A 20,391-nucleotide genomic window follows, 5' to 3' on the forward strand; every position below is an offset into this window, starting at 1 on the left:
TCGTCGTACCTCCCTGCCATGGGGCTGCCCGTCCTGTGGACAGGATGCACGCCGAAGGGCCGATCGGCACTCCGAAGAGTGAACCGATCGGCCCCTGGGGTGACACGGGGTGACGGTGACCGTCAGTCGCGGGCGGGCTCCACGGCCTGCGCGCTGCTCTCGAACCGGCCGTCGAGTCGCGAGACCAGGCCGGTGACCTGCCGGGCGATGTCCGGGGCGGTCAGACCGATCTCCGCCAGTACCTCGCCGCGGGAGGCGTGGTCGAGGAACCGCGGGGGGATGCCGAAGTCACGCAGCGGTACGTCCACGCCGGCGTCGCGGAGCGCCTGGGCGACGGCCGAGCCGACACCGCCGACGCGGCTGTTGTCCTCGACGGTGACGACGACCCGGTGGCGCTCGGCGAGCGGGGCGAGGGCCTCGTCGACGGGCTTGACCCAGCGGGGGTCGACCACGGTGGTGGAGATGCCGTGGTTGTCGAGGAGGTCGGCGATCTCCAGGCACATGGGCGCCAGGGCGCCCACGGAGACCAGGAGGACGTCCGGCCGGTCCGAGCCGGGCTCGCGGAGCACGTCCATGCCGCCGATGCGGCGCAGGGCCGGTACGGCGGGGCCGACGGCGCCCTTGGAGAAGCGGACCACGGTGGGGGCGTCGGTGACCTCGACGGCCTCGCGCAGCTGGGCGCGGACCTGGTCGGCGTCGCGCGGGGCGGCGAGCCGCAGGCCGGGGACGACCTGGAGGATCGACATGTCCCACATGCCGTTGTGGGAGGCGCCGTCGGTGCCGGTGACGCCGGCCCGGTCCAGGACGAAGGTGACGCCGCACTTGTGCAGGGCCACGTCCATGAGGACCTGGTCGAAGGCGCGGTTGAGGAAGGTCGCGTAGACCGCGAAGACCGGGTGCAGGCCGCCGGTGGCCAGGCCGGCGGCCGAGACCGCGGCGTGCTGCTCGGCGATGCCGACGTCGAAGACCCGCTCGGGGAAGGCCTTGGCGAACTTGTCCAGGCCGACGGGCTGGAGCATGGCCGCCGTGATGGCGACGATGTCCGCGCGCTCCTTGCCGAGGGCGACCATCTCCTCGGCGAAGACGCCGGTCCAGTCCGCGCCGGAGGAGGAGATGGGCAGGCCGGTGTCGGGGTGGATCTTGCCGACGGCGTGGAAGCGGTCGGCCTCGTCCTGGAGGGCCGGCTGGTAGCCGCGGCCCTTCTCGGTGAGGCAGTGGACGATGACGGGCCCGCCGAAGCGCTTGGCGCGCGTCAGGGCGGACTCCAGGGCCTCGATGTCGTGGCCGTCGATCGGTCCGACGTACTTGAGGCCGAGGTCCTCGAACATGCCCTGCGGGGCGATGAAGTCCTTGAGGCCCTTCTTGGCGCCGTGCAGGGTCTCGTAGAGGGGCTTCCCGACGACGGGGGTGCGCTCCAGGATGTCCTTGCCGCGGGCGAGGAAGCGCTCGTAGCCGTCGGTGGTGCGCAGGGTGGCCAGGTGGTTGGCGAGGCCGCCGATCGTGGGCGCGTAGGACCGCTCGTTGTCGTTGACGACGATGACGAGCGGGCGGTCCTTGGCGGCGGCGATGTTGTTCAGCGCCTCCCAGGCCATGCCGCCGGTGAGGGCCCCGTCGCCGATGACGGCGACGACGTGGTCGTCCTTCTCGAGGACCTCGTTGGCCTTGGCGAGTCCGTCGGCCCAGCCGAGGACCGTGGAGGCGTGCGAGTTCTCGATGACGTCGTGCTCGGACTCGGCCTGCGAGGGGTAGCCGGAGAGGCCGCCCTTCATCTTGAGCTTGGAGAAGTCCTGGCGGCCCGTGAGCAGCTTGTGGACGTAGCTCTGGTGGCCGGTGTCCCAGAGGACCTTGTCCTTCGGGGAGTCGAACACGCGGTGCAGGGCGATGGTCAGCTCGACCACGCCCAGGTTGGGCCCGAGGTGCCCGCCGGTCTTGGAGACGGCGTCCACGAGGAACGTCCTGATCTCGTCGGCCAGCTGGTCCAGCTGTTCCGGGGAGAGCCGGTCCAGATCTCGCGGTCCCCTGATACGGGTCAGCAGAGCCACCCGTGCCTCCTTGCGTTTGAGCTGGTCGAGCTTGCCGATTTGTCGAGTCTAATGTTCCGTCTTGGATCGTGGGCATCGGGCCGGGGGGTCGGGCGTCACTCCCACGGCCTACATGTCGCTGATCTGTACGGCTCCGCGCCCTGGTCCGCGGGGATTACCGCGGCCCCTGGTACTGCTCCGGACGCAGCAGTGCCCGGCGCCGGTTTCACGGCGCCGGGCGGTGTGGCGGGCGTTACGCGGACGGGGGCGGGGCCCTAGGCGCGTCCCGCCGTCTTCTGCGTCTTGCGGGAGACCGAGTCGATGATCACGGCGATGAGCAGGACCGCGCCGGTGATCATGTACTGGATGGCGTTCGAGGACAGGTTCATCTGGTTCAGGCCCTGGACGATCGACTGGATGACCAGGATGCCGAGGAGCGCCGACCAGACCTTGCCGCGTCCGCCGAACAGGGACGTTCCGCCGATGACCGCGGCGGCGATGCACATCATCAGCTGGTTGCCGCCGCCGAGGGAGCGGTCGGCGCCGCCGGTGGCGGAGGCGAGGAACAGACCGCCGATCGCGCCCATCGTGCCGGAGATCATGAAGACCGAGATCCGGATCCAGGCGACGTTGATGCCGGCCCGGCGGGCGGCCTCGATGCCGCCGCCGACGGCGAAGACCTGGCGGCCGTAGGTGGTGCGGCGCAGCACGAAGTCGGTGACGAGCAGGATGACCAGGAAGATCACCAGGGACAGCGGCAGGCCCTGCTCCTGGTTGAAGCCGTACGCGGCGACGAGGACCAGGACCGCGAGGACGGCCGTGCGCAGGATGATCTCGCTCTGCGGGCGGTGCGGCAGGTCGGCGGCCTTGCGGCGGCGGGAGTCGCGCAGCTGGGCCAGGTAGAACGCGGCGACGACGGCCACGGCGAGGCCGTAGGCGGCGGCGACGTCGGAGAAGTAGTACTTCGTGAGGTCGCCGACGAAGCTGCCGATCGGGGTCGGGATGGTCGACTTGTCGCCCATCACCCAGGTCTGGAGACCGGCCCAGCCGAGGAAGCCGGCCAGGGTGACGACGAACGCGGGAACGCCGATCTTCGCGAAGACCAGGCCGTGGAAGGCGCCCAGCAGGGTGCCGGACAGGATGCCGAGGAGGATCGCGAGGGAGTCCGGCATGTCGGTGCCGAGGACGCCCCAGACCGAGCCGGCGAGGCCGGCCACGGAACCGACGGCGAGGTCGATCTCGCCGAGCAGCAGCACGAAGACGATGCCGACGGCCATGATGCCGGGGCCGACCGCGTACAGCGTGATCTGGTCGAGGTTGTACGAGGTGATGAAGTTGCCGGTGAGGGCCTGGAAGACGATGCCGATGACGATGAGGCCGACGACGACGGGCAGCGAGCCGATCTCACCGGAGCGGATCTTGCGCTTGAACTCCTCGACGTAGCCCTTGAAGCCCTGCTCGCGCACGAGCAGGCGGGGGTCGACGGCGGGTATCGCGGCGGCGGCCGGGACCTCGGTCACCGGGGCCGTCTCGTCGGGGGTACGGGGCTCGGGCACCGCTGCCTCTTCGCTCGCGGTGGGAGGGGTGTTGCTCACTTCGCTACCTCCGCGTTGCGGGCCTGACGACGGGTCACGGCGTTGTCCGTGGCACCGGTGATCGCGGCGATGATCTCTTCGTGCGTGGTGGTGGCCACCGGGAAGGTGCCGTTGTTCCGGCCCAGGCGCAGCACGGCCACGGTGTCGGCGACGGCCTTCACGTCGGCCATGTTGTGGCTGATGAGGATGACGCCGAGGCCCTGCTCGCGGAGCCGCTCGACCAGGTCGAGGACCTGTGCGGTCTGCTCGACGCCGAGGGCCGCGGTCGGCTCGTCGAGGATGACGATCTTGGGGTCGCCGACCAGGGCGCGCGCGATGGCGACGACCTGGCGCTGGCCGCCGGAGAGGGCGGCGACGGGGATGCGGACGCTGGGGATGCGGATCGAGAGCGTGGAGAGCAGGTCCTTGGCCCGCTTCTCCATGGCGACCTCGTCGAGGACGCCGCCCTTCTTGATCTCGCGGCCGAGGAACAGGTTGGCGACGACGTCCAGGTTGTCGCAGAGCGCGAGGTCCTGGTAGACGGTCGCGACGCCGAGGTTCTGGGAGTCGTGCGGGCGCTGGATCTCCACCCGCTCGCCCTCCCACTCGATGACGCCCTCGTCGATCGGGTGGACACCGGCGATCGTCTTGACCAGCGTGGACTTACCCGCGCCGTTGTCGCCGACGAGCGCGACGACCTCTCCTGCGTGGACTTCGAGATCGACACCGGAGAGGACCTGAACCGCTCCGAACCGCTTGAAGATCCCGCGCAACGCCAGCACGGGCGCCTGCGTCTGGGACACGTGAACCAACTCCTTCGCCGCGCGCGGGCGGCGGCATGTCGCGCCACCGGTGCAGCGCCAAAGTTCGAGGGGGGCTGAGCTCGTCCGGCCCCCGGACCGACAGCGGGGTCTGGGTCGGCCGGGGGCCGGACGGGCGGAGGGGCGGATCCGGTCGACGGGCTCCGGGCGTGCGGCGGGGGCGCGCCCTCTCGCGGGGCTGGCGCCCCGGCGGGGCCGTCCGCCCCGTGGCCGGGGCTTCAGGCCCTGTACGCGGGCCGGTGTCGGGATCCGTGGTGCCGGGCCCCCTGGGGGCCCGGCGGGCACGGCTCAGGGGTTACTTGATGCCCAGTTCCGTGCACTTGGCGGCCAGGTCCGAGGTGCAGAGGTCGGCGGCCTTGTAGATGCCGTCCTTGATCACCGTGGTCTGGATGTTGGTCTTGTCGACCACGACCGGCGGGAAGAGCGTCGACGGCACGCCGTCGGTCGCGCCCTGGGCGCCGAGGTCCTTGCCCTGGAGCAGGTTCACCGCGAACTTGGCCGCCTCGGGGGCGAGCTGGAGCGGCGACTTGTAGATGGTGAAGGTCTGCGAGCCGGCGATGATGCGCTGGATGCCCGCGACCTCGGCGTCCTGGCCGCCCACCGGAATGCCCTTGATGCCGGCGTTCTCGAGGGAGGTGATGACGCCGCCGGCCATGCCGTCGTTGGCCGAGTAGACCGCGTTGATCTTGTCCTTGCCGACCGAGGAGATCGCGGCGGACATCTTCTCGCCGGCGACCTTCGGGTCCCACTCGCCGGACGCCTCGTAGGCGATCTTGCCGACCTTGCCGTCGAGCGCGGTGTGGGCGCCCTTCTTGAAGAGGCCCGCGTTCGGGTCCTTCTCGTCGCCGTTGATCATCACGACGTTGGCGGTGGCGGCCTTGGCGCCGAGGGCGGCGAGGAGGGCCTGGCCCTGGAGCTCGCCGACCTTGTTGTTGTCGTGGCTGACGTAGGCGTCGGCGCCCTTGACGGCACGGTCGTACGCGACGACCTTGACGCCCTTGGCCTTGGCCTCGGTGACCCAGCCCTCGGCCTTGGTCGCGTCGACCGGGTCGAGCGCGATGACCTTGATGCCGTCGGCGATCAGCTGGTCGAACTGCTGCTTCTGCTTGACGACGTCGGAGACCGCGTTGTTGTACACGACCTCGCAGTCGCCGCACGCGGCCTTGACGGCCTTCTCGAACTGGGGCTTGTCCAGAGCCTCGTAGCGCGAGGTCTTGTTCTCCGGAAGGAGCAGACCGATCTTGGTCGAGCTGCCCTTGTCACCGCTGTCGTCGCCGCCGGCCTGGCCGCAGGCGGCGAGCGAGAGGGCCATCGAGACCGCGGCCGTTGCTATGACGGCACGACGCGTCACTGCGTTCATGTGGGGTTGCCTCCCTGACGAGGCCGCGACGTTGCGGCCGAGGTGGCACGAAGTCAACTCGGCCGCACGGTTGCCGTCAAGAAGTAAATTCTTAACGAGATGACAACGGTGGTGTTCGTTATCTAAGTGAACGCAAGGCGTGAGGCCGGAGCGGCCGCCGGCAGGGCACTCTCCAACAGGGTCGAATCGCCCATTTCACTCAGTACGAGGGCCAGGGCGCCGAGTACTTCGGCGCGGCCCCCCAGGGCCCCCTGGGCCAGCGAGAGCTGCCGGGCGGCACTGGGGATCGCGTAGCGCGACACGGAGTCCCTGATGGGCGCCAGGACCAGCTCCCCGGCCTCCGCGAGGTCCCCGCCGAGCACCACCCGGCTCGGGTTCAGGAGATTGCAGAGGTTGGCGATGCCGCTGCCGATGTGCCGCCCCACGTCGGCGATGACCCGGCGGCAGCCGGGGTCGCCCTCGCGGGCCAGCTGGACGACCCGCTCCATGGTCAGGTCCGGGCCGTGGCTGGGCTGGAGCAGCGGCAGCACGTACCGGGCGGCGGTGAAGGTCTCCAGGCAGCCCCGGTTGCCGCAGCGGCAGACCGGGCCCGACTCGTCGAGCGTGATGTGCCCGATCTCGCCGGCGGTGCCGCCGGGGCCCCGGTAGACCCGCCCGTCGATGACGAGGCCGGCGCCGACGCCGCTGGCCACCTTGATGTACGCGAGGTCCTTGACGCCCCGCCCGCTGCCCCAGACCAGCTCGCCGAGCGCGCCGAGGTTGGCGTCGTTGTCGACGTGCACGGGCACGCCGAGGCGGCCGGAGAGCTCCTCGGCGGGATTGATCCCGCTCCAGCCCGGCAGGATCGAGGTCGAGCCGAGGGTCCCGGAGGAGACGTCGATGGGGCCCGGCACGCCGAGCCCGACGCCGATGACCTTGTCCCGGCCGATCCCGGTGGCCTCGATCAGCCGGTTGACCAGCTGCTCCGCCCGGTCGAAGCCCTCGGCGGCGGAGGCGTCCACGTCGAGCGGCTCCGCCTCCTCGGCGAGGACCTGGTGGGCGAGGTTGCCGACGGCGACCCGGAGGTGGGTGTGGCCGAAGTCCACGCCGATGACGATGCCGGCGTCGCCGGAGAGCGAGACGCTGCGGGCCCTGCGGCCGCCCGCCGAGGTGGGCGTGACGTCGACGGTGCCGCCGTCCTTCAGCTCCCTGACGATGTTGGAGACCGTCGCGGCGGACAGGCCCGTCGCCCGGGCGATCTCCGCCTGGGTGAGCGAGCCGGCCATGCGCACCGCCCGGACGACCCGTTCGAGATTGGCCCTGTGCAGAGACGTCTGCGACCCCGGAGTCTCCATCGACTCACTCACTCCCACCGTTTTCTCCAACATGTGAACTCTAAGGGGACGCTTTCGGCTTGCTCCCCGTCAAGACCTTGAGGTGGGGAGGGTCTGTGTCACACCGCGCGCAACCGCCCCACGCACGGGGCCCCCGGCGCGGTTGCGCCGGGGGCCCTGGGGACTGCGGGACGGGAGTGCTACTTCACGGCACCGGCGGTCAGACCGGCCACCACCTGCCGCTGGAAGATGATGTACGCGGCCAGGACCGGCAGCATCGCCATCACGAGCCCGGCGAAGAGACCGGACCAGTCGCCCTTGTAGCCCTGGCTGACCGCCAGCTGGACGAGGCCCTGGGAGAGCACCTTCTTCTCCGGCTCGGTGTTCAGCACGGTGGGCAGCAGGTACTGGTTCCACTGCCCGAGGAAGTTGAAGATGCCGACGCTGATCAGGCCCGGCTTCGCCATCGGCAGCATGACCTGGAAGAAGGTCCGGGTGTGCGAGGCACCGTCCACGAAGGCCGCCTCCGCCACCGAGGTCGGCAGGGTCCGGAAGAAGGCGGTGAGGAAGAAGACGGTGAACGGCAGCGAGTACGCGATGTACACGAGGATCAGGCCGTGCAGCGTGTTCAGCAGGGCCATGTTCTGCATCACGTAGAACAGCGGCACGAGCGCCAGGATGATCGGGAAGCTCATCCCTCCGATGAAGAGGAAGTAGATGAACCGGTTGCCCGGGAAATCGAAGCGGGCCAGGACGTAGGCCGCCATCGAGCCGAAGAGCAGGGTGCCGACGAGCGAGCCTCCGACCACCAGGATCGTGTTCAGGAAGTAGTCGCTCATGTGCGCCTCGGTCCAGGCGCGCGACCAGTTCTCGAAGTGCAGCTTGTCGGGCAGCGACCAGGGCGAGGTGAAGATCGCCTTGTCCGTCTTGAAGGAGGTCATGACCGCCCAGAGCAGCGGCATGACGACCATGATCGCCCAGATGATCAGGACGCCGTGCGAGAAGACGTTGAGGGTCGCGCCCTCCTTCTTCGGCTCCCGGCGGGGCGCGGAGGGCAGCGTCTTGGTGACCACGGGCCCGGAGCCGCCCGGGGTGCCGTGGCTCTCGACGCCGGTGGTGGCAGTGTCGGTCGTCTTCATCAGAACTCCAGCCGCTCGCGCCGGCCCACCTTCATCACGACGGCCGCGAAGGCCAGCGTGACGATGAGGAGCGCGACACCGATGGTCGTGGCGTAGGCGGCCTGACCGTCCCGGAACGCCTTCTGGTACACGTACAGCGGAAGGACGATGGTGGAGTAGTCGGGCCCGCCGCCGTTGGGGCCGACGGTCATGATCTGGACGACCGCGAAGGACTCCGCGCCGAGGGCGAGGATGCCCATGTAGATCCAGCCGGACTGCACGGTGTCCCAGAGCAGCGGCAGGGTGATCTTGAAGAACGTGGTGAACCGGTTCGCGCCGTCGAGCAGGGCCGCCTCGTAGAAGTCCCTCGGAATGGACGCCATGCCGGCCGAGAAGAGGACCACGAAGAATCCGACGGTCGACCAGACGAGAACCACCATCACGCAGATGAGAGCGAGGTCCGGGTCGCCCAGCCAGTCGGGCTGGACGTCGCCGAGACCGACCCCCTTCAAAACGGAATTGATCGCTCCGCTGTTCGGGTTGTACGCGAACTGGAAGAGCAGTGCCACGATCGCGATCGAGAGCACCTGCGGGAAGAAATAGACGATCTTGTAGAAAGACGATCCGCGCACACCCGCGATGGCCGCGCCCTTGCGGCGCCGACCGCCGACATTGAGCATGAAGGCGAAGAACAGCGCGAGTCCGACGGTCACCAGGGGCAGCACCAGCGCGAAGATCAGGCTGTGCTGGACGGACTTCCAGAAGACCTCGTCGTCCAGCATTCTGCTGTAGTTGTCGAATCCGACCATCCCGAATTCGGGACTCAGTCCCGTCCAGTCCGTGAAGGAGTAGTAGATGGACTGGATGAAGGGCCAGATGACGAAGAGCGCGTAAAGCGCCAGGGGGGCCGCCAGGAACCCCACGATGAAACGGTACTTGCCGTGTTGCATTCCTACCGACCCCGATCTTCCCGCGAAGGCGCGCCCCTGCTGTGACGCGCGAAGGGCCCGGGGCCCGCTCCCGGTCGGCGGGAAGGGGCCCCGGCACTGCTCACTGGTGCTTGTAGTGCTTGATCGAGGAGTCCTTGGCCGCCTCGTCGGCGTACTTCTGGATCTTCTTGATCGTCTCGGCCGGGGTCGCCCGGCCCGCCATCAGCTCACCGATACCGGCGACACCGATCTTCTCCTTCTGGAGGGCGACGTACCAGTCCTGGAGGCGCGGGTTGACGACGTTCTGGCCGGCCTTCTCCAGCGCCGCGACGCCGGACTTCAGGCCCGGGGACAGCTCGATGCCGTCGGTGCCGCCGTTCAGGGCGGTCAGGGACTTCACCGACTGGGTGAAGTTCTTCGAGGAGGCCTCGCTGAGCATGATGCGCAGCTGCTCCATGCCGCCCGCCGGGTTCGCCGCCTTCGCCGGGACGATGAAGGGCTCGCCGCCGGCGGCCCAGATGGTGCCGAACGGCATCTTGTCCGAGGCGTCGAGGCCGGTCGGGCCCGAGACGGCGAGGCCGAAGTCGGCCGGCATGGTCTTCGCGGCCTCGTTCTCGACCCAGGAGCCGTTCGGGATGAACAGCGCCTTGCCCTCGGTCCAGGCGGTCTGCGACTGGATGTGGTCGAGGCCGGGGGTGCCCTTGAGGATGTAGCCCTTGCGGACGAGCTCGTAGTAGGCCTCGAAACACGCCTTGACCGCGGGGTGCTCCCAGGCCTTCGGCTCCAGGTTGTCGATGGCGTCCAGGACCTCGCGGCCGCCGACCTTGCCGATCATCGGGTAGAGGGAGAAGGGCACGTAGTACGGGTGCTTGCCCGCGTACGTCCAGCCCGCGACGCCCTTCTTCTTGGCCTTCTCGCAGACGGCCAGCATCTCGTCCCAGGTCTCCGGGTACTTCGCGTCGAGCGAGTCGAGGAGCTTCTGGGAGTACCAGACGCCGTAGACCGTGTAGGCGTAGTTCAGGATCCAGCACGGCTCGCCGTCGAACTGGCCCATCTCGACGATGCCGGGCCGCAGGGTGTCGCGGACCTTCTTGCTCGGGTCGTCGATGGACGGCGCGTCCAGCAGCGGGGTGAGGTCCGCCAGCTGCTTCTGGCCGACGAGGACGCCCATGTCCATCTGCTCGGCGCCCGAGTTGTCGATGAGGTCCGGCGGGTTGCCGCCGTTGAAGCGCGGCTGCAGCGTGGTGGTGATCTTCTGGGTCGGGGTGAACTTGACCTTCGCCTTGGGGTAATTGGTCTCGTAGATCTTGACCGCGTCCTTGGCGTACTGCTGGCCGAATCCGCCGTCGAAGAGGACGAAATCGAGCGGTGCCGACTCGTTCACCGCAAGCGGGTTCTTGTCGGACTTCGTCCCCTTCTCGACCTTCTCGTTGCCTCCGCTGTCACTGCTCGCGCAAGCGGAGAGGAAGCCCATGGTCGGCACCGAAATCAGGCCGATCGCGGCAGAACGCTTGATCAGATCGCGACGGCCAAGGCCCTCATTGGTCTGAGCGGAGGTGGATCCCATGCTCAAGTCCTCGCCTTCATTCAGGACTCAGGCGGTGTACCGGTCGCCCGTACTCGCTCGCCACAGGCGAAGGGCCCCGCCACCGCGGTCATTTGCAGCCGGGTCGTGCAGGCGTCGGGCCGTCGTGTGATGGAACCGACTGGCTGGACGCCGACAGGTATAGTCCACTTCCCTTCGCCTGAGCAAGATCGAAAGCAGGTTTTGACGGCCATCTTTCCCGAGTTGAGACCTCCGGGATAAGCACGCTGGATCTGCGGCGTTTCGTCCAACCATTCGTCCGTCCCTGCCCTTGACACCCCCTCAGGCCGACCCGTAATGGAGCGGTTCGCGGGGGTGCGCCACGGCGTCGCGAGAAGACATGGGAGGGCAAACGGTACATACGGCCGGGATCGAAACAGTTCTGTCACAGACACCTTGAAAAGTAAGGATCCTGTGAGGATGACGGGCGATCATAGGGAGACCGCCGACCTCGCGCACGCGTTCGAGCGACCGGTGGATCGACTGTGTCCCTCTCTCCTATGGAGTACTACGTGGCCAACTCTTCTGGCCTGAACCGCTCGGGTCTCCTGTCCCGTGTCACCGTGGCCGCGATAACGGCCGCCCTCGTGGGCACCACGACGACGGCGATGGCCGCGGAGACGCCGGTGGCGTCCGCGAAGTCCGCCGACGTCGCCCCGGCCGCCCCGCGCGCCGGCACCTTCGCCGCCACCTCCGCCTCGGTCACCCCGACCAACGCCCTGTACGGCATCAACAGCGCCGGCGACATCTACGGGTACGGTCTCACCGGCTCCGGCGGCCTCACGGCCTCCGAGAAGACCGGCTACGGCTTCCAGTACAAGAAGTTCGTCACCCAGACGGACGTCAACAACAACGGCTCGTCGGACGGCATCTGGTTCGTCGAGAACAACCGCCTCTACTACGGTCCCTGGAGCCAGGACCGTCGTGACCTCGGCGGCGGCTACAACATCTACAACCGCGTCTTCTCGCCGTCCAACATCGGCGGCGCCGCCGCGGACGACCTGCTCGCCCGCGACAGCGCCGGCGTGCTGTGGCTGTACCTCGGCTACAGCAACGGCGGCATCGCGCCGCGCGTCAAGGTCGGCTCGGGCTGGAACATCTACGACCAGATCACCGGCAAGGGCGACCTGACGGGTGACGGCAAGGCCGACATCGTCGCGCGCAAGAGCAACGGCGAGCTGTTCCTCTACAAGGGCACCGGCAACTACCGCGCGCCCTTCTCCTCCGCCACCCGCATCGGCGGCGGCTGGAACATGTTCAACTACCTGCTGTCGATCGGCGACATGAACTACGACGGCATCGCGGACCTCGTCGCCCGCGACACGGCCGGCGCCCTGTGGCTGTACAAGGGCACGGGCAACGCCTCCTCGCCGTTCCACACCAAGGTCAAGATCGGCACGTCCGGCTGGAACGGCTTCAAGATCATGTTCTGATCCTCCCGCCGCTCCGGGTGACCGGATCGCTCCGGTGACCCGGAGCGCTCGGATCGCTCGGATCGCTCGGATCGCTCGGATCGCTCGGATCGCTCGGATCTTCCGGACGGCTTCCGGGTCCGCCCGGGACCGCCGAAGGGCCCCGCTCCTCTTCCGAGGAGCGGGGCCCTTGCCGTGACCGGATCCGGCGGTGTCAGCCGCGGATCAGGTTGCGGAGCACGTACTGCATGATGCCGCCGTTGCGGTAGTAGTCCGCCTCACCGGGGGTGTCGATGCGGACGACCGCGTCGAACTCGACACCGGTGTCGGTGGTGACCTTGACCGTGCTCGGCGTGGTGCCCTCGTTCAGCTCCGTGACGCCCGCGATGGAGAAGGTCTCCTCGCCGGTCAGACCGAGCGAGTCGGCCGACTGGCCGGCCGGGAACTGGAGCGGCAGGACGCCCATGCCGATGAGGTTCGAGCGGTGGATGCGCTCGTACGACTCGGTGATGACGGCCTTGACGCCGAGGAGCGCGGTGCCCTTGGCGGCCCAGTCGCGGGACGAGCCGGAGCCGTACTCCTTGCCGCCCAGGATGACCAGCGGGGTGCCGGCGGCCTGGTAGTTCTGCGAGGCGTCGTAGATGAACGACACCGGCGCGCCCTCGACGGTGAAGTCGCGGGTGAAGCCGCCCTCGGTGCCCGGCGCGATCTGGTTGCGCAGGCGGATGTTGGCGAAGGTGCCGCGGATCATGACCTCGTGGTTGCCTCGGCGCGAGCCGTAGGAGTTGAAGTCACGACGCTCCACACCGTGCTCGGTGAGGTACTTGCCGGCCGGGGTGTCGGCCTTGATGGCGCCGGCCGGGGAGATGTGGTCGGTGGTGACCGAGTCGCCCAGCTTGGCCAGGACGCGGGCGCCGGTGATGTCGGTGACCGGGGTGGTCTCCATCGTCATGCCCTCGAAGTACGGGGGCTTCCGGACGTAGGTGGACTCGGCGTCCCACTCGAAGGTGTTGCCGGTGGGGATCGACAGCGCCTGCCACTGGGCGTCGCCCGCGAAGACGTCCTGGTAGGACTTGTTGAACATGTCCTCGCCGATGGCGTTGGCGACGACGTCGTTGACCTCGGCCTCCGTCGGCCAGATGTCGGCCAGGTAGACGGGCTTGCCGTCCTGGTCGACGCCGAGGGCGTCCTTGGTGATGTCCACCTTCATGGAGCCCGCGATGGCGTACGCGACGACCAGCGGCGGGGAGGCCAGGTAGTTCATCTTGACGTCGGGGTTGATGCGACCCTCGAAGTTGCGGTTGCCCGAGAGCACCGAGGTCACGGCCAGGTCGTGCTCGTTGACGGCCTTGGAGACCTCCTCCGGCAGCGGGCCGGAGTTGCCGATGCAGGTGGTGCAGCCGTAGCCGACGAGGTTGAAGCCGACCTTGTCGAGGTACGGGGTGAGGCCCGCCTTGTCGAAGTAGTCGGTGACGACCTTCGAGCCGGGGGCGAGGGTGGTCTTGACCCACGGCTTGCGGGTCAGGCCCTTCTCGGTGGCCTTCTTGGCGACGAGCGCCGCCGCGACCATCACGTACGGGTTCGACGTGTTGGTGCAGGAGGTGATCGCGGCGACGGTGACGGCGCCGTGGTCGATCGTGTAGGTGGTGCCGTCGGGGGCGGTCACCTCGACCGGGTTCGACGGGACGCCGTTGGAGACGGCCGGGGCGTCGGAGGCCGGGAAGGACTCCTTGCCCGCCTCGTCGTCGTTCGAGACGTAGTTGCGCACGTCCTGGGCGAACTGCGCGGCGGCGTTCGCGAGGACGATGCGGTCCTGCGGGCGCTTCGGGCCGGCGATGGAGGGGACGACCGTGGAGAGGTCGAGCTCCAGCTTCTCGGAGAAGTCGGGCTCGGCGGCCGGGTCGAGCCAGAGGCCCTGCTCCTTGGCGTACGCCTCGACGAGCGCGACCTGCTGCGCGGAGCGGCCGGTCAGCTTGAGGTAGTTCAGGGTCTCGCCGTCGATCGGGAAGACGGCGGCGGTGGAGCCGAACTCCGGCGACATGTTGCCGATGGTGGCGCGGTTCGCGAGGGAGGTGGCGGCGACGCCCTCGCCGTAGAACTCGACGAACTTGCCGACGACGCCGTGCTTGCGCAGCATCTCGGTGATCGTGAGGACCAGGTCGGTGGCGGTGGTGCCGGCCGGGAGCTCGCCGGTCAGCTTGAAGCCGACGACGCGCGGGATGAGCATGGAGACCGGCTGGCCCAGCATCGCGGCCTCGGCCTCGATGCCGCCGACGCCCCAGCCGAGCACACCGAGGCCGTTGACCATGGTGGTGTGGGAGTCGGTGCCGACGAGGGTGTCGGGGTACGCCTGGCCGTTGCGGACCATGACCGTGCGGGCCAGGTGCTCGATGTTCACCTGGTGGACGATGCCGGTGCCCGGCGGGACGACCTTGAAGTCGTCGAAGGCGGTCTGGCCCCAGCGCAGGAACTGGTAGCGCTCCTTGTTCCGGCCGTACTCCAGCTCGACGTTCTCGGCGAAGGCGGAGTTCGTGCCGAACTTGTCGGCGATGACGGAGTGGTCGATGACCATCTCGGCCGGGGAGAGCGGGTTGATCTTCGCCGGGTCGCCGCCGAGCGCGGCGACGGCCTCGCGCATGGTGGCGAGGTCGACGACGCAGGGGACGCCGGTGAAGTCCTGCATGATCACGCGGGCCGGCGTGAACTGGATCTCCTGGCTCGGCTGGGCCTGCGAGTCCCAGTTGCCGAGGGCCCGGATGTGGTCGGCGGTGATGTTCGCGCCGTCCTCGGTGCGGAGCAGGTTCTCCAGGAGGACCTTCAGGCTGTACGGGAGGCGCGCGGAGCCCTCGACCTTGTCCAGCTTGAAGATCTCGTACGACTCGTCGCCCACGCGCAGCGTGCTGCGGGCGTCGAAGCTGTTCGCCGACACGACAGTCTCCTTCATCAATGTGCGCGTATTACCGCCATGCTGCCGCCACGACTCCCTCGCCGATCCGCTAAGGTAAGGCTTAGTTAGGTAACCCTTACCGGGTGGGCGGCCGCGGTGCGCCGTAAGCAGTTATCTCGATGTCGAGATAACTCTAGTGCATCCCCGCTGCGCGGTCATGCCCGGCATGCCTGTGACGGGCGTCATCATCGCGCCCGCGACCCGGCCGACCGGAGGCCCGGCGGCGCTCAGCCGCTCCCCCGGCGGCTCGACGCGCGCGGACACAGCCGGGCCGGGACCGTCAGCCCGCCCGGCGGCGGGTCGGGCAGAGCGGGGTCCAGCAGCGCGGCCAGGGCCGTCACGGCGGTCTCCGCGATGGCCTCGGGCCGCAGCGACACCGTCGTCACCGCCGGGCCGGGGCCGCCGTAGGCGGGATCCTCGCTGGCGCAGACCAGGAGCAGGTCGTCGGGGATCCGCAGACCGTGCCGGGCCGCCGCGGCCAGGACCTGCCGTCCGCCGGGGTCGTACACGGAGTGGACGGCGTCGCACGACCGACCGGAGAAGACCCGGTCGAAGGCGTGGCCCGGCGCGTCGTCCGGGTCGAAGGCGATCACCGCCGGCTCCCGGCCGCGCTCCCGGCACCACTCCCCGTACGCCCGGGTCACGGCTCCGGTGTAGTACTCGCGGCCGAAGCCGGCGTGCAGGGCGATCCGGTCCGCACCGGCCGCCGCCAGGTGGTCCAGGACCTCCCGGGTGGTCGCGGCGTGGTCGTTGTCGACCCAGACGTCGCCGGGGTGCGGGTCGGTGGGGCGGCCGTCGAAGACCACGGGGATGCCCCTGGCCCGCAGGGCGCGCAGCACCCGGTCGTCCTCGGGACTGTCGAGCAGGAGCATGCCGTCGACGCTCAGGGTGTGCCAGAGGGTCTCGCCGCCGCGCACGGCCGGCAGGACCGTGAGCGCGTAGCCGTGGGCGTGCGCGGTGGCCGCGGCGGCGGTGAGCAGGCGGGAGAAGTAGGGGACCTCCAGGTAGTTCCAGGCGGCGCCCGCGTAGGTGGTGACGGCGAGGCCGAGGGTCCCGGTCCGGGTGAGCGGCGTCCGCCGCGATCCGTAGCCGAGGGCGGCCGCCACCTCGCGGACCCGGCGCCGGGTGGACTCGCCGAGCCGGCCCGTGCCGTTGAGGGCGTGCGACACCGTGGCGGTGGACACCTCCGCGGCGCGGGCGATGTCGGTGAGGGTGGGCCCTGCCATGCGCGTCATCGTACGGATTCCGCGGTCCGGGGAGGGTACTGGTTACGACGTTAATCAGCGAGCGTCCGGCCACAGCCAACGTTTGGAGTGGTCATGACTTCTTCCCTGAGCCGGCGCACCGTGCTCGCCGCCGCCGGCGCGGCGGGTCTCGTCGGGGTCGCCGGCAGCCCCGCCGCGGCGGGTTCGCGCCGCCCCCGGTCGGCCGCGCTGGTCGTGCACGGCGCGCGGGTGTTCACCGGCACCCCCGGCGGCCGTCCGGTCGAGGCGGTGGCCGTCGGCCGGGACGGACGGATCCTGGCCACCGGCCGGGGCGGCGAACTGCGCCGCCTCGTCGGCCGGGACACCGAGGTCGTCGACGCGCGCGGCGCCACCGTGATGAGCGGGATCCACGACGGGCACGTCCACCCGCTGGGCGCGGGCAGCCGCTCGCTGCGGCCCTCCCTCGAAGGGGCGGAGACCACGCGCGAGGAACTGCTCGCCATCCTGACCGGCTTCCTGAAGGACAGCCCCGGGCAGGAGCCGGACGGCTGGCTGGTGGTGGAGGACTGGAACCCGGTGGGCCTGCTGCCGCAGGGCACCCTCCCGCACCACTCGCTGCTCGACGCCCTGCCCACCCGCCGCCCGGTCGCCCTCGTCGGCGGCGACGGGCACAACGTCTGGGTCAACGGCCGGGCGCTGGAGATCGCCGGCGTCACGGCCGCCACTCCCGACCCGCCGGGCGGAAAGATCGTGAAGGGCGCGGACGGGCGGCCCACCGGGGTGCTCAAGGACGACGCCCAGCCGCTGGTGACCCGGCACATCCCGGAGCCGAGCGAGGCCGAGCTGGTCGCGGCCTGCGCGCGGGTGCTCGCCCAGGCGGCGGCCTCGGGGGTCACCACGATGATGGACGCCCTGGTCGGGCGCGGGGAGCTGAGCACGTACCGGGCGCTCGCGGCGGCCGGGAAGCTGCCGCAGCGGATCGTCCCGGCGATCCGGCTCGACCCGGAGCAGGCCAAGGACCCGGCGGCGGCGCTCGCCTACGCCCGGGGGCTGCGCCGGGAGTTCGGCGACGTGCGCGGGCTGCGCTTCGGGATGATCAAGGTGTTCCTCGACGGGGTGATCGAGTACCCGGCGCAGACGGCGGCGCTCCTGGAGCCGTACCTGGACGAGGAGGGACGGCCTACCGCGAACCGGGGCGAACTGTACGTCTCCGCCCAGGACTACGGCCGGCTGTCGGCCGTCCTCAACCGGGCGGGCTGGCAGATGCACGCCCACGGCCTGGGCGACCGGGCCGTGCGGACGGCGCTCGACGGCTACGCGTACGCGCGCCGCGTCACCGGACTGCGCGATCCGCGCAACGCGGTCGCCCACCTCCAACTGGTCGACCCGGCCGACCTGCGGCGCTTCGCCGCCCTGGGGGTCGCCGCCTGCATGCAGCTGCAGTGGGCGGCCGCGGACACCTGGACGATGGAGGCGCTCCTGCCGTACATCGGGCCCGAGCGGCACCGCTGGATGTACCCGGCGCGCTCCCTCGAACGGCACGGCGCCGTGCTCTCGGGTGGCTCGGACTGGCCGGTGGACGCCCTCCAGGTGTGGAACCAGATCCGGACGGCGATCGACCGGCAGGGCTCGCACGGCGAGGGCCCGCTGTACCGCGAGCTGGAGGCGCTGAGCCGGTCCTCGACGCTGCGGATGCACACGTACGGCACGGCCTGGCAGCTGCGCATGGACGGCGAGACCGGGACGGTCCGGGAGGGACGCGCCGCCGACCTGGTGGTCCTCGACCGGGACGTCATGACGTGTCCGGTCGCCGACATCAGCGACACCGCGGTGCGGCTCACCCTGGTGGGCGGCCGCGTGGTCCACGACGCGGAGTCCGCCTCGGGCCGCACGGCGACCGCCGGACTGGCCCGCGCGGTGGCCGCGCCGCGCCCCTCGTCGTACGCGGCGGTGCACGGCGGCCGGCACCGGGCGTGCGGCTGCTCGGCGCACTGACCCGAGCGCCGGAGCCGCCCGTACGGCCGCGGAGGAATTGCCGCGGCCGTACGGGCGGCCGACGATCGGGACATGTTCAGTGGCGCGCACGTGATCCTCTACACGCCGGACGCGGAGGCCGACCGGGCCTTCCTCAAGGACGTCGTCGGCTTCCCGCACGTCGACGCCGGAGGCGGCTGGCTCGTCTTCGCGCTGCCGCCCGCGGAGATCGCCGTCCACCCGTCGTCGGACGAGCCGAAGCACGAGGTCTACCTCATGTGCGAGGACCTCACGGCGACCCTGAAGGACCTGGAGGACCGGGGCGCGGAGATCTCACGCGCCATCACCGACCAGGGCTGGGGTCTGCTCTCCGCCGTACGGCTGCCGAGCGGCACCGAACTCCCCCTGTACGAGCCGCGCCACCCGACCGCGCACACCCTGTCACCCTGATGGCCTACCCCAACAGCAGGCCCCATCTCATATCTGAGATAACGTGACGCCATGGCAGACGACTACCTCGTACGCATCGGCAAGCTCATCCGTGACGCCCGCCAGCACCGCGGCTGGACCCAGACGCAGCTCGCCGAAGCACTGGCCACGAGCCAGAGCGCCGTGAACCGGATCGAGCGCGGCAACCAGAACATCAGCCTTGAGATGATCGCCCGGATCGGCGAGGCCCTCGACAGCGAGATCGTGTCCCTGGGTTACGCGGGACCGATGCACCTCAGGGTCGTCGGCCGCCGCCGCCTCTCGGGCGCCATCGACGTCAAGACGAGCAAGAACGCCTGTGTCGCGCTGCTCTGCGCCTCCCTCCTCAACAAGGGCCGCACCGTCCTGCGCCGGGTCGCCCGCATCGAGGAGGTCTTCCGGCTCCTGGAGGTGCTCAACTCCATCGGGGTGCGCACCCGCTGGGTGAACGAGGGCGTCGACCTGGAGATCGTGCCGCCGGCCGAGCTGGACATGGACTCGATCGACTCCGAGGCCGCGATCCGCACCCGCTCGATCATCATGTTCCTCGGCCCGCTGCTGCACCGCATGGACCGCTTCAAGCTCCCGTACGCGGGCGGCTGCGACCTCGGCACGCGCACGATCGAGCCCCACATGATCGCGCTGCGGCGCTTCGGCCTCGACGTCACCGCGACCGAGGGCATCTACCACGCCCAGGTGGAGCGCTCCGTCTCCCCCGACCGCCCGATCGTCCTGACCGAGCGCGGCGACACCGTGACCGAGAACGCCCTCCTGGCGGCGGCGCGCCACGACGGCGTGACCGTCATCCGCAACGCCTCCTCCAACTACATGGTCCAGGACCTGTGCTTCTTCCTGGAGGCCCTGGGCGTACGGGTGGACGGCATCGGCACCACCACGCTGACCGTGCACGGCGTGCCGCAGATCGACGTGGACGTCGACTACTCCCCCTCCGAGGACCCGGTCGAGGCGATGAGCCTGCTGGCCGCGGCGGTCGTCACGGAATCCGAACTGACCATCCGCCGGGTCCCGATCGAGTTCATGGAGATCGAGCTCGCCGTCCTGGAGGAGATGGGCCTCGACCACGACCGCTCGGCCGAGTACCCGGCGGACAACGGCCGGACGCGCCTGGTCGACCTGACGGTCCGCCCCTCCAAGCTGGAGGCGCCGATCGACAAGATCCACCCGATGCCGTTCCCCGGCCTGAACATCGACAACGTCCCCTTCTTCGCGGCGATCGCGGCGACGGCGCAGGGCAAGACCCTCATCCACGACTGGGTCTACGACAACCGCGCCATCTATCTCACCGACCTCAACCGCCTCGGCGGCCGCCTCCAGCTCCTCGACCCCCACCGGGTCCTGGTGGAGGGCCCCACCCGCTGGCGCGCCGCCGAGATGATGTGCCCGCCGGCCCTGCGCCCGGCGGTGGTCGTCCTCCTCGCGATGATGGCGGCCGAGGGCACGTCGGTCCTCCGCAACGTGTACGTCATCAACCGCGGCTACGAGGACCTGGCGGAGCGGCTGAACTCGATCGGCGCGCAGATCGAGATCTTCCGGGACATCTGAGCCACCCGCCCGTCCGCACGGACCGGGAGGCGGCCGGCCCGACCCGGTGTGCACGCCGAGGCCCCCTCGCTCACGGAGCGAGGGGGCCTTTCGCGCGGGGT

Annotated in this window: 14 protein-coding genes; 4 read left to right on the plus strand and 10 right to left on the minus strand. The window is 70.0% G+C overall.

Going from position 1 to position 20,391, the window contains the following annotated elements; genetic code table 11:
- Positions 1 to 122: 122 nt before the first annotated feature.
- The 8 genes from dxs to ngcE all read right to left on the minus strand — a co-directional run bounded on the left by dxs (position 123) and on the right by ngcE (position 10,703).
- Positions 123 to 2,042 carry a 1-deoxy-D-xylulose-5-phosphate synthase gene (dxs, locus tag ACY0MR_RS09150; RefSeq protein WP_473560197.1) on the minus strand — a complete coding sequence of 640 codons (1,920 nt, stop codon included), beginning with the start codon at positions 2,040 to 2,042 and terminating at the stop codon, positions 123 to 125.
- A gap of 254 nt (positions 2,043 to 2,296) precedes the next feature.
- On the minus strand, positions 2,297 to 3,616 hold the full coding sequence (locus ACY0MR_RS09155; protein ID WP_388803086.1) for a sugar ABC transporter permease: 1,320 nt from the start codon (positions 3,614 to 3,616) through the stop codon (positions 2,297 to 2,299).
- On the minus strand, positions 3,613 to 4,407 hold the full coding sequence (locus tag ACY0MR_RS09160; RefSeq protein WP_319321169.1) for an ATP-binding cassette domain-containing protein: 795 nt from the start codon (positions 4,405 to 4,407) through the stop codon (positions 3,613 to 3,615). Before ACY0MR_RS09160 ends, ACY0MR_RS09155 begins: the two co-directional genes overlap by 4 nt.
- A 304-nt stretch (positions 4,408 to 4,711) precedes the next feature.
- Complete coding sequence (locus tag ACY0MR_RS09165; RefSeq protein WP_388803090.1) at positions 4,712 to 5,776, minus strand: sugar ABC transporter substrate-binding protein; 1,065 nt, start codon at positions 5,774 to 5,776, stop codon at positions 4,712 to 4,714.
- A 122-nt stretch (positions 5,777 to 5,898) separates the two neighbouring features.
- On the minus strand, positions 5,899 to 7,110 hold the full coding sequence (locus ACY0MR_RS09170; RefSeq protein WP_361850617.1) for an ROK family transcriptional regulator: 1,212 nt from the start codon (positions 7,108 to 7,110) through the stop codon (positions 5,899 to 5,901).
- 179 nt (positions 7,111 to 7,289) lie between these two features.
- The gene (locus ACY0MR_RS09175; RefSeq protein WP_361850619.1) at positions 7,290 to 8,228 is read right to left on the minus strand and encodes a carbohydrate ABC transporter permease; all 939 of its coding nucleotides are present in this window, start codon (positions 8,226 to 8,228) and stop codon (positions 7,290 to 7,292) included.
- Positions 8,228 to 9,157, minus strand: coding sequence for a carbohydrate ABC transporter permease (locus ACY0MR_RS09180; RefSeq protein WP_361850621.1), 930 nt, complete (start codon positions 9,155 to 9,157; stop codon positions 8,228 to 8,230). The genes ACY0MR_RS09175 and ACY0MR_RS09180 overlap by 1 nt, the downstream gene beginning before the upstream one ends.
- A gap of 100 nt (positions 9,158 to 9,257) precedes the next feature.
- Positions 9,258 to 10,703 carry an N-acetylglucosamine/diacetylchitobiose ABC transporter substrate-binding protein gene (gene ngcE / locus ACY0MR_RS09185; protein ID WP_361850623.1) on the minus strand — a complete coding sequence of 482 codons (1,446 nt, stop codon included), beginning with the start codon at positions 10,701 to 10,703 and terminating at the stop codon, positions 9,258 to 9,260.
- Positions 10,704 to 11,233: 530 nt separating this feature from the next.
- Here ngcE and ACY0MR_RS09190 point away from each other — a divergent pair.
- Positions 11,234 to 12,154 carry an FG-GAP repeat domain-containing protein gene (locus ACY0MR_RS09190; RefSeq protein WP_361850625.1) on the plus strand — a complete coding sequence of 307 codons (921 nt, stop codon included), beginning with the start codon at positions 11,234 to 11,236 and terminating at the stop codon, positions 12,152 to 12,154.
- A gap of 193 nt (positions 12,155 to 12,347) precedes the next feature.
- Here the strand turns inward: ACY0MR_RS09190 and acnA are convergent, their stop codons facing one another.
- Positions 12,348 to 15,062: an aconitate hydratase AcnA gene (gene acnA, locus ACY0MR_RS09195; RefSeq protein WP_388803098.1), complete on the minus strand. Its 2,715-nt coding sequence runs from the start codon at positions 15,060 to 15,062 to the stop codon at positions 12,348 to 12,350.
- A 245-nt stretch (positions 15,063 to 15,307) separates the two neighbouring features.
- Positions 15,308 to 16,306 carry a LacI family DNA-binding transcriptional regulator gene (locus tag ACY0MR_RS09200; RefSeq protein WP_388803101.1) on the minus strand — a complete coding sequence of 333 codons (999 nt, stop codon included), beginning with the start codon at positions 16,304 to 16,306 and terminating at the stop codon, positions 15,308 to 15,310.
- A gap of 93 nt (positions 16,307 to 16,399) precedes the next feature.
- Here ACY0MR_RS09200 and ACY0MR_RS09205 point away from each other — a divergent pair, with 93 nt between their 5' ends.
- From ACY0MR_RS09205 to ACY0MR_RS09215, 3 genes are all read left to right on the plus strand, one after another.
- Positions 16,400 to 18,280 carry an amidohydrolase gene (locus tag ACY0MR_RS09205; protein WP_404082060.1) on the plus strand — a complete coding sequence of 627 codons (1,881 nt, stop codon included), beginning with the start codon at positions 16,400 to 16,402 and terminating at the stop codon, positions 18,278 to 18,280.
- A gap of 72 nt (positions 18,281 to 18,352) precedes the next feature.
- On the plus strand, positions 18,353 to 18,709 hold the full coding sequence (locus tag ACY0MR_RS09210; RefSeq protein ID WP_388803106.1) for a VOC family protein: 357 nt from the start codon (positions 18,353 to 18,355) through the stop codon (positions 18,707 to 18,709).
- Positions 18,710 to 18,760: 51 nt separating this feature from the next.
- On the plus strand, positions 18,761 to 20,290 hold the full coding sequence (locus tag ACY0MR_RS09215; RefSeq protein ID WP_388803109.1) for a helix-turn-helix domain-containing protein: 1,530 nt from the start codon (positions 18,761 to 18,763) through the stop codon (positions 20,288 to 20,290).
- Positions 20,291 to 20,391: the final 101 nt, after the last annotated feature.

This window comes from Streptomyces sp. JN8 (assembly GCF_055808075.1).

Coding starts and splice junctions, on each gene's coding strand:
- ACY0MR_RS09175 (WP_361850619.1), bottom strand. CDS start 8,228: ATGAAGACGACCGACACTGCCACCACCGGCGTCGAGAGCCACGGCACC.
- ACY0MR_RS09210 (WP_388803106.1), top strand. CDS start 18,353: ATGTTCAGTGGCGCGCACGTGATCCTCTACACGCCGGACGCGGAGGCC.
- ACY0MR_RS09200 (WP_388803101.1), bottom strand. CDS start 16,306: ATGGCAGGGCCCACCCTCACCGACATCGCCCGCGCCGCGGAGGTGTCC.
- ACY0MR_RS09215 (WP_388803109.1), top strand. CDS start 18,761: ATGGCAGACGACTACCTCGTACGCATCGGCAAGCTCATCCGTGACGCC.
- ACY0MR_RS09205 (WP_404082060.1), top strand. CDS start 16,400: ATGACTTCTTCCCTGAGCCGGCGCACCGTGCTCGCCGCCGCCGGCGCG.
- ACY0MR_RS09180 (WP_361850621.1), bottom strand. CDS start 9,157: ATGCAACACGGCAAGTACCGTTTCATCGTGGGGTTCCTGGCGGCCCCC.
- ACY0MR_RS09165 (WP_388803090.1), bottom strand. CDS start 5,776: ATGAACGCAGTGACGCGTCGTGCCGTCATAGCAACGGCCGCGGTCTCG.
- ACY0MR_RS09170 (WP_361850617.1), bottom strand. CDS start 7,110: ATGGAGACTCCGGGGTCGCAGACGTCTCTGCACAGGGCCAATCTCGAA.
- ngcE (WP_361850623.1), bottom strand. CDS start 10,703: ATGGGATCCACCTCCGCTCAGACCAATGAGGGCCTTGGCCGTCGCGAT.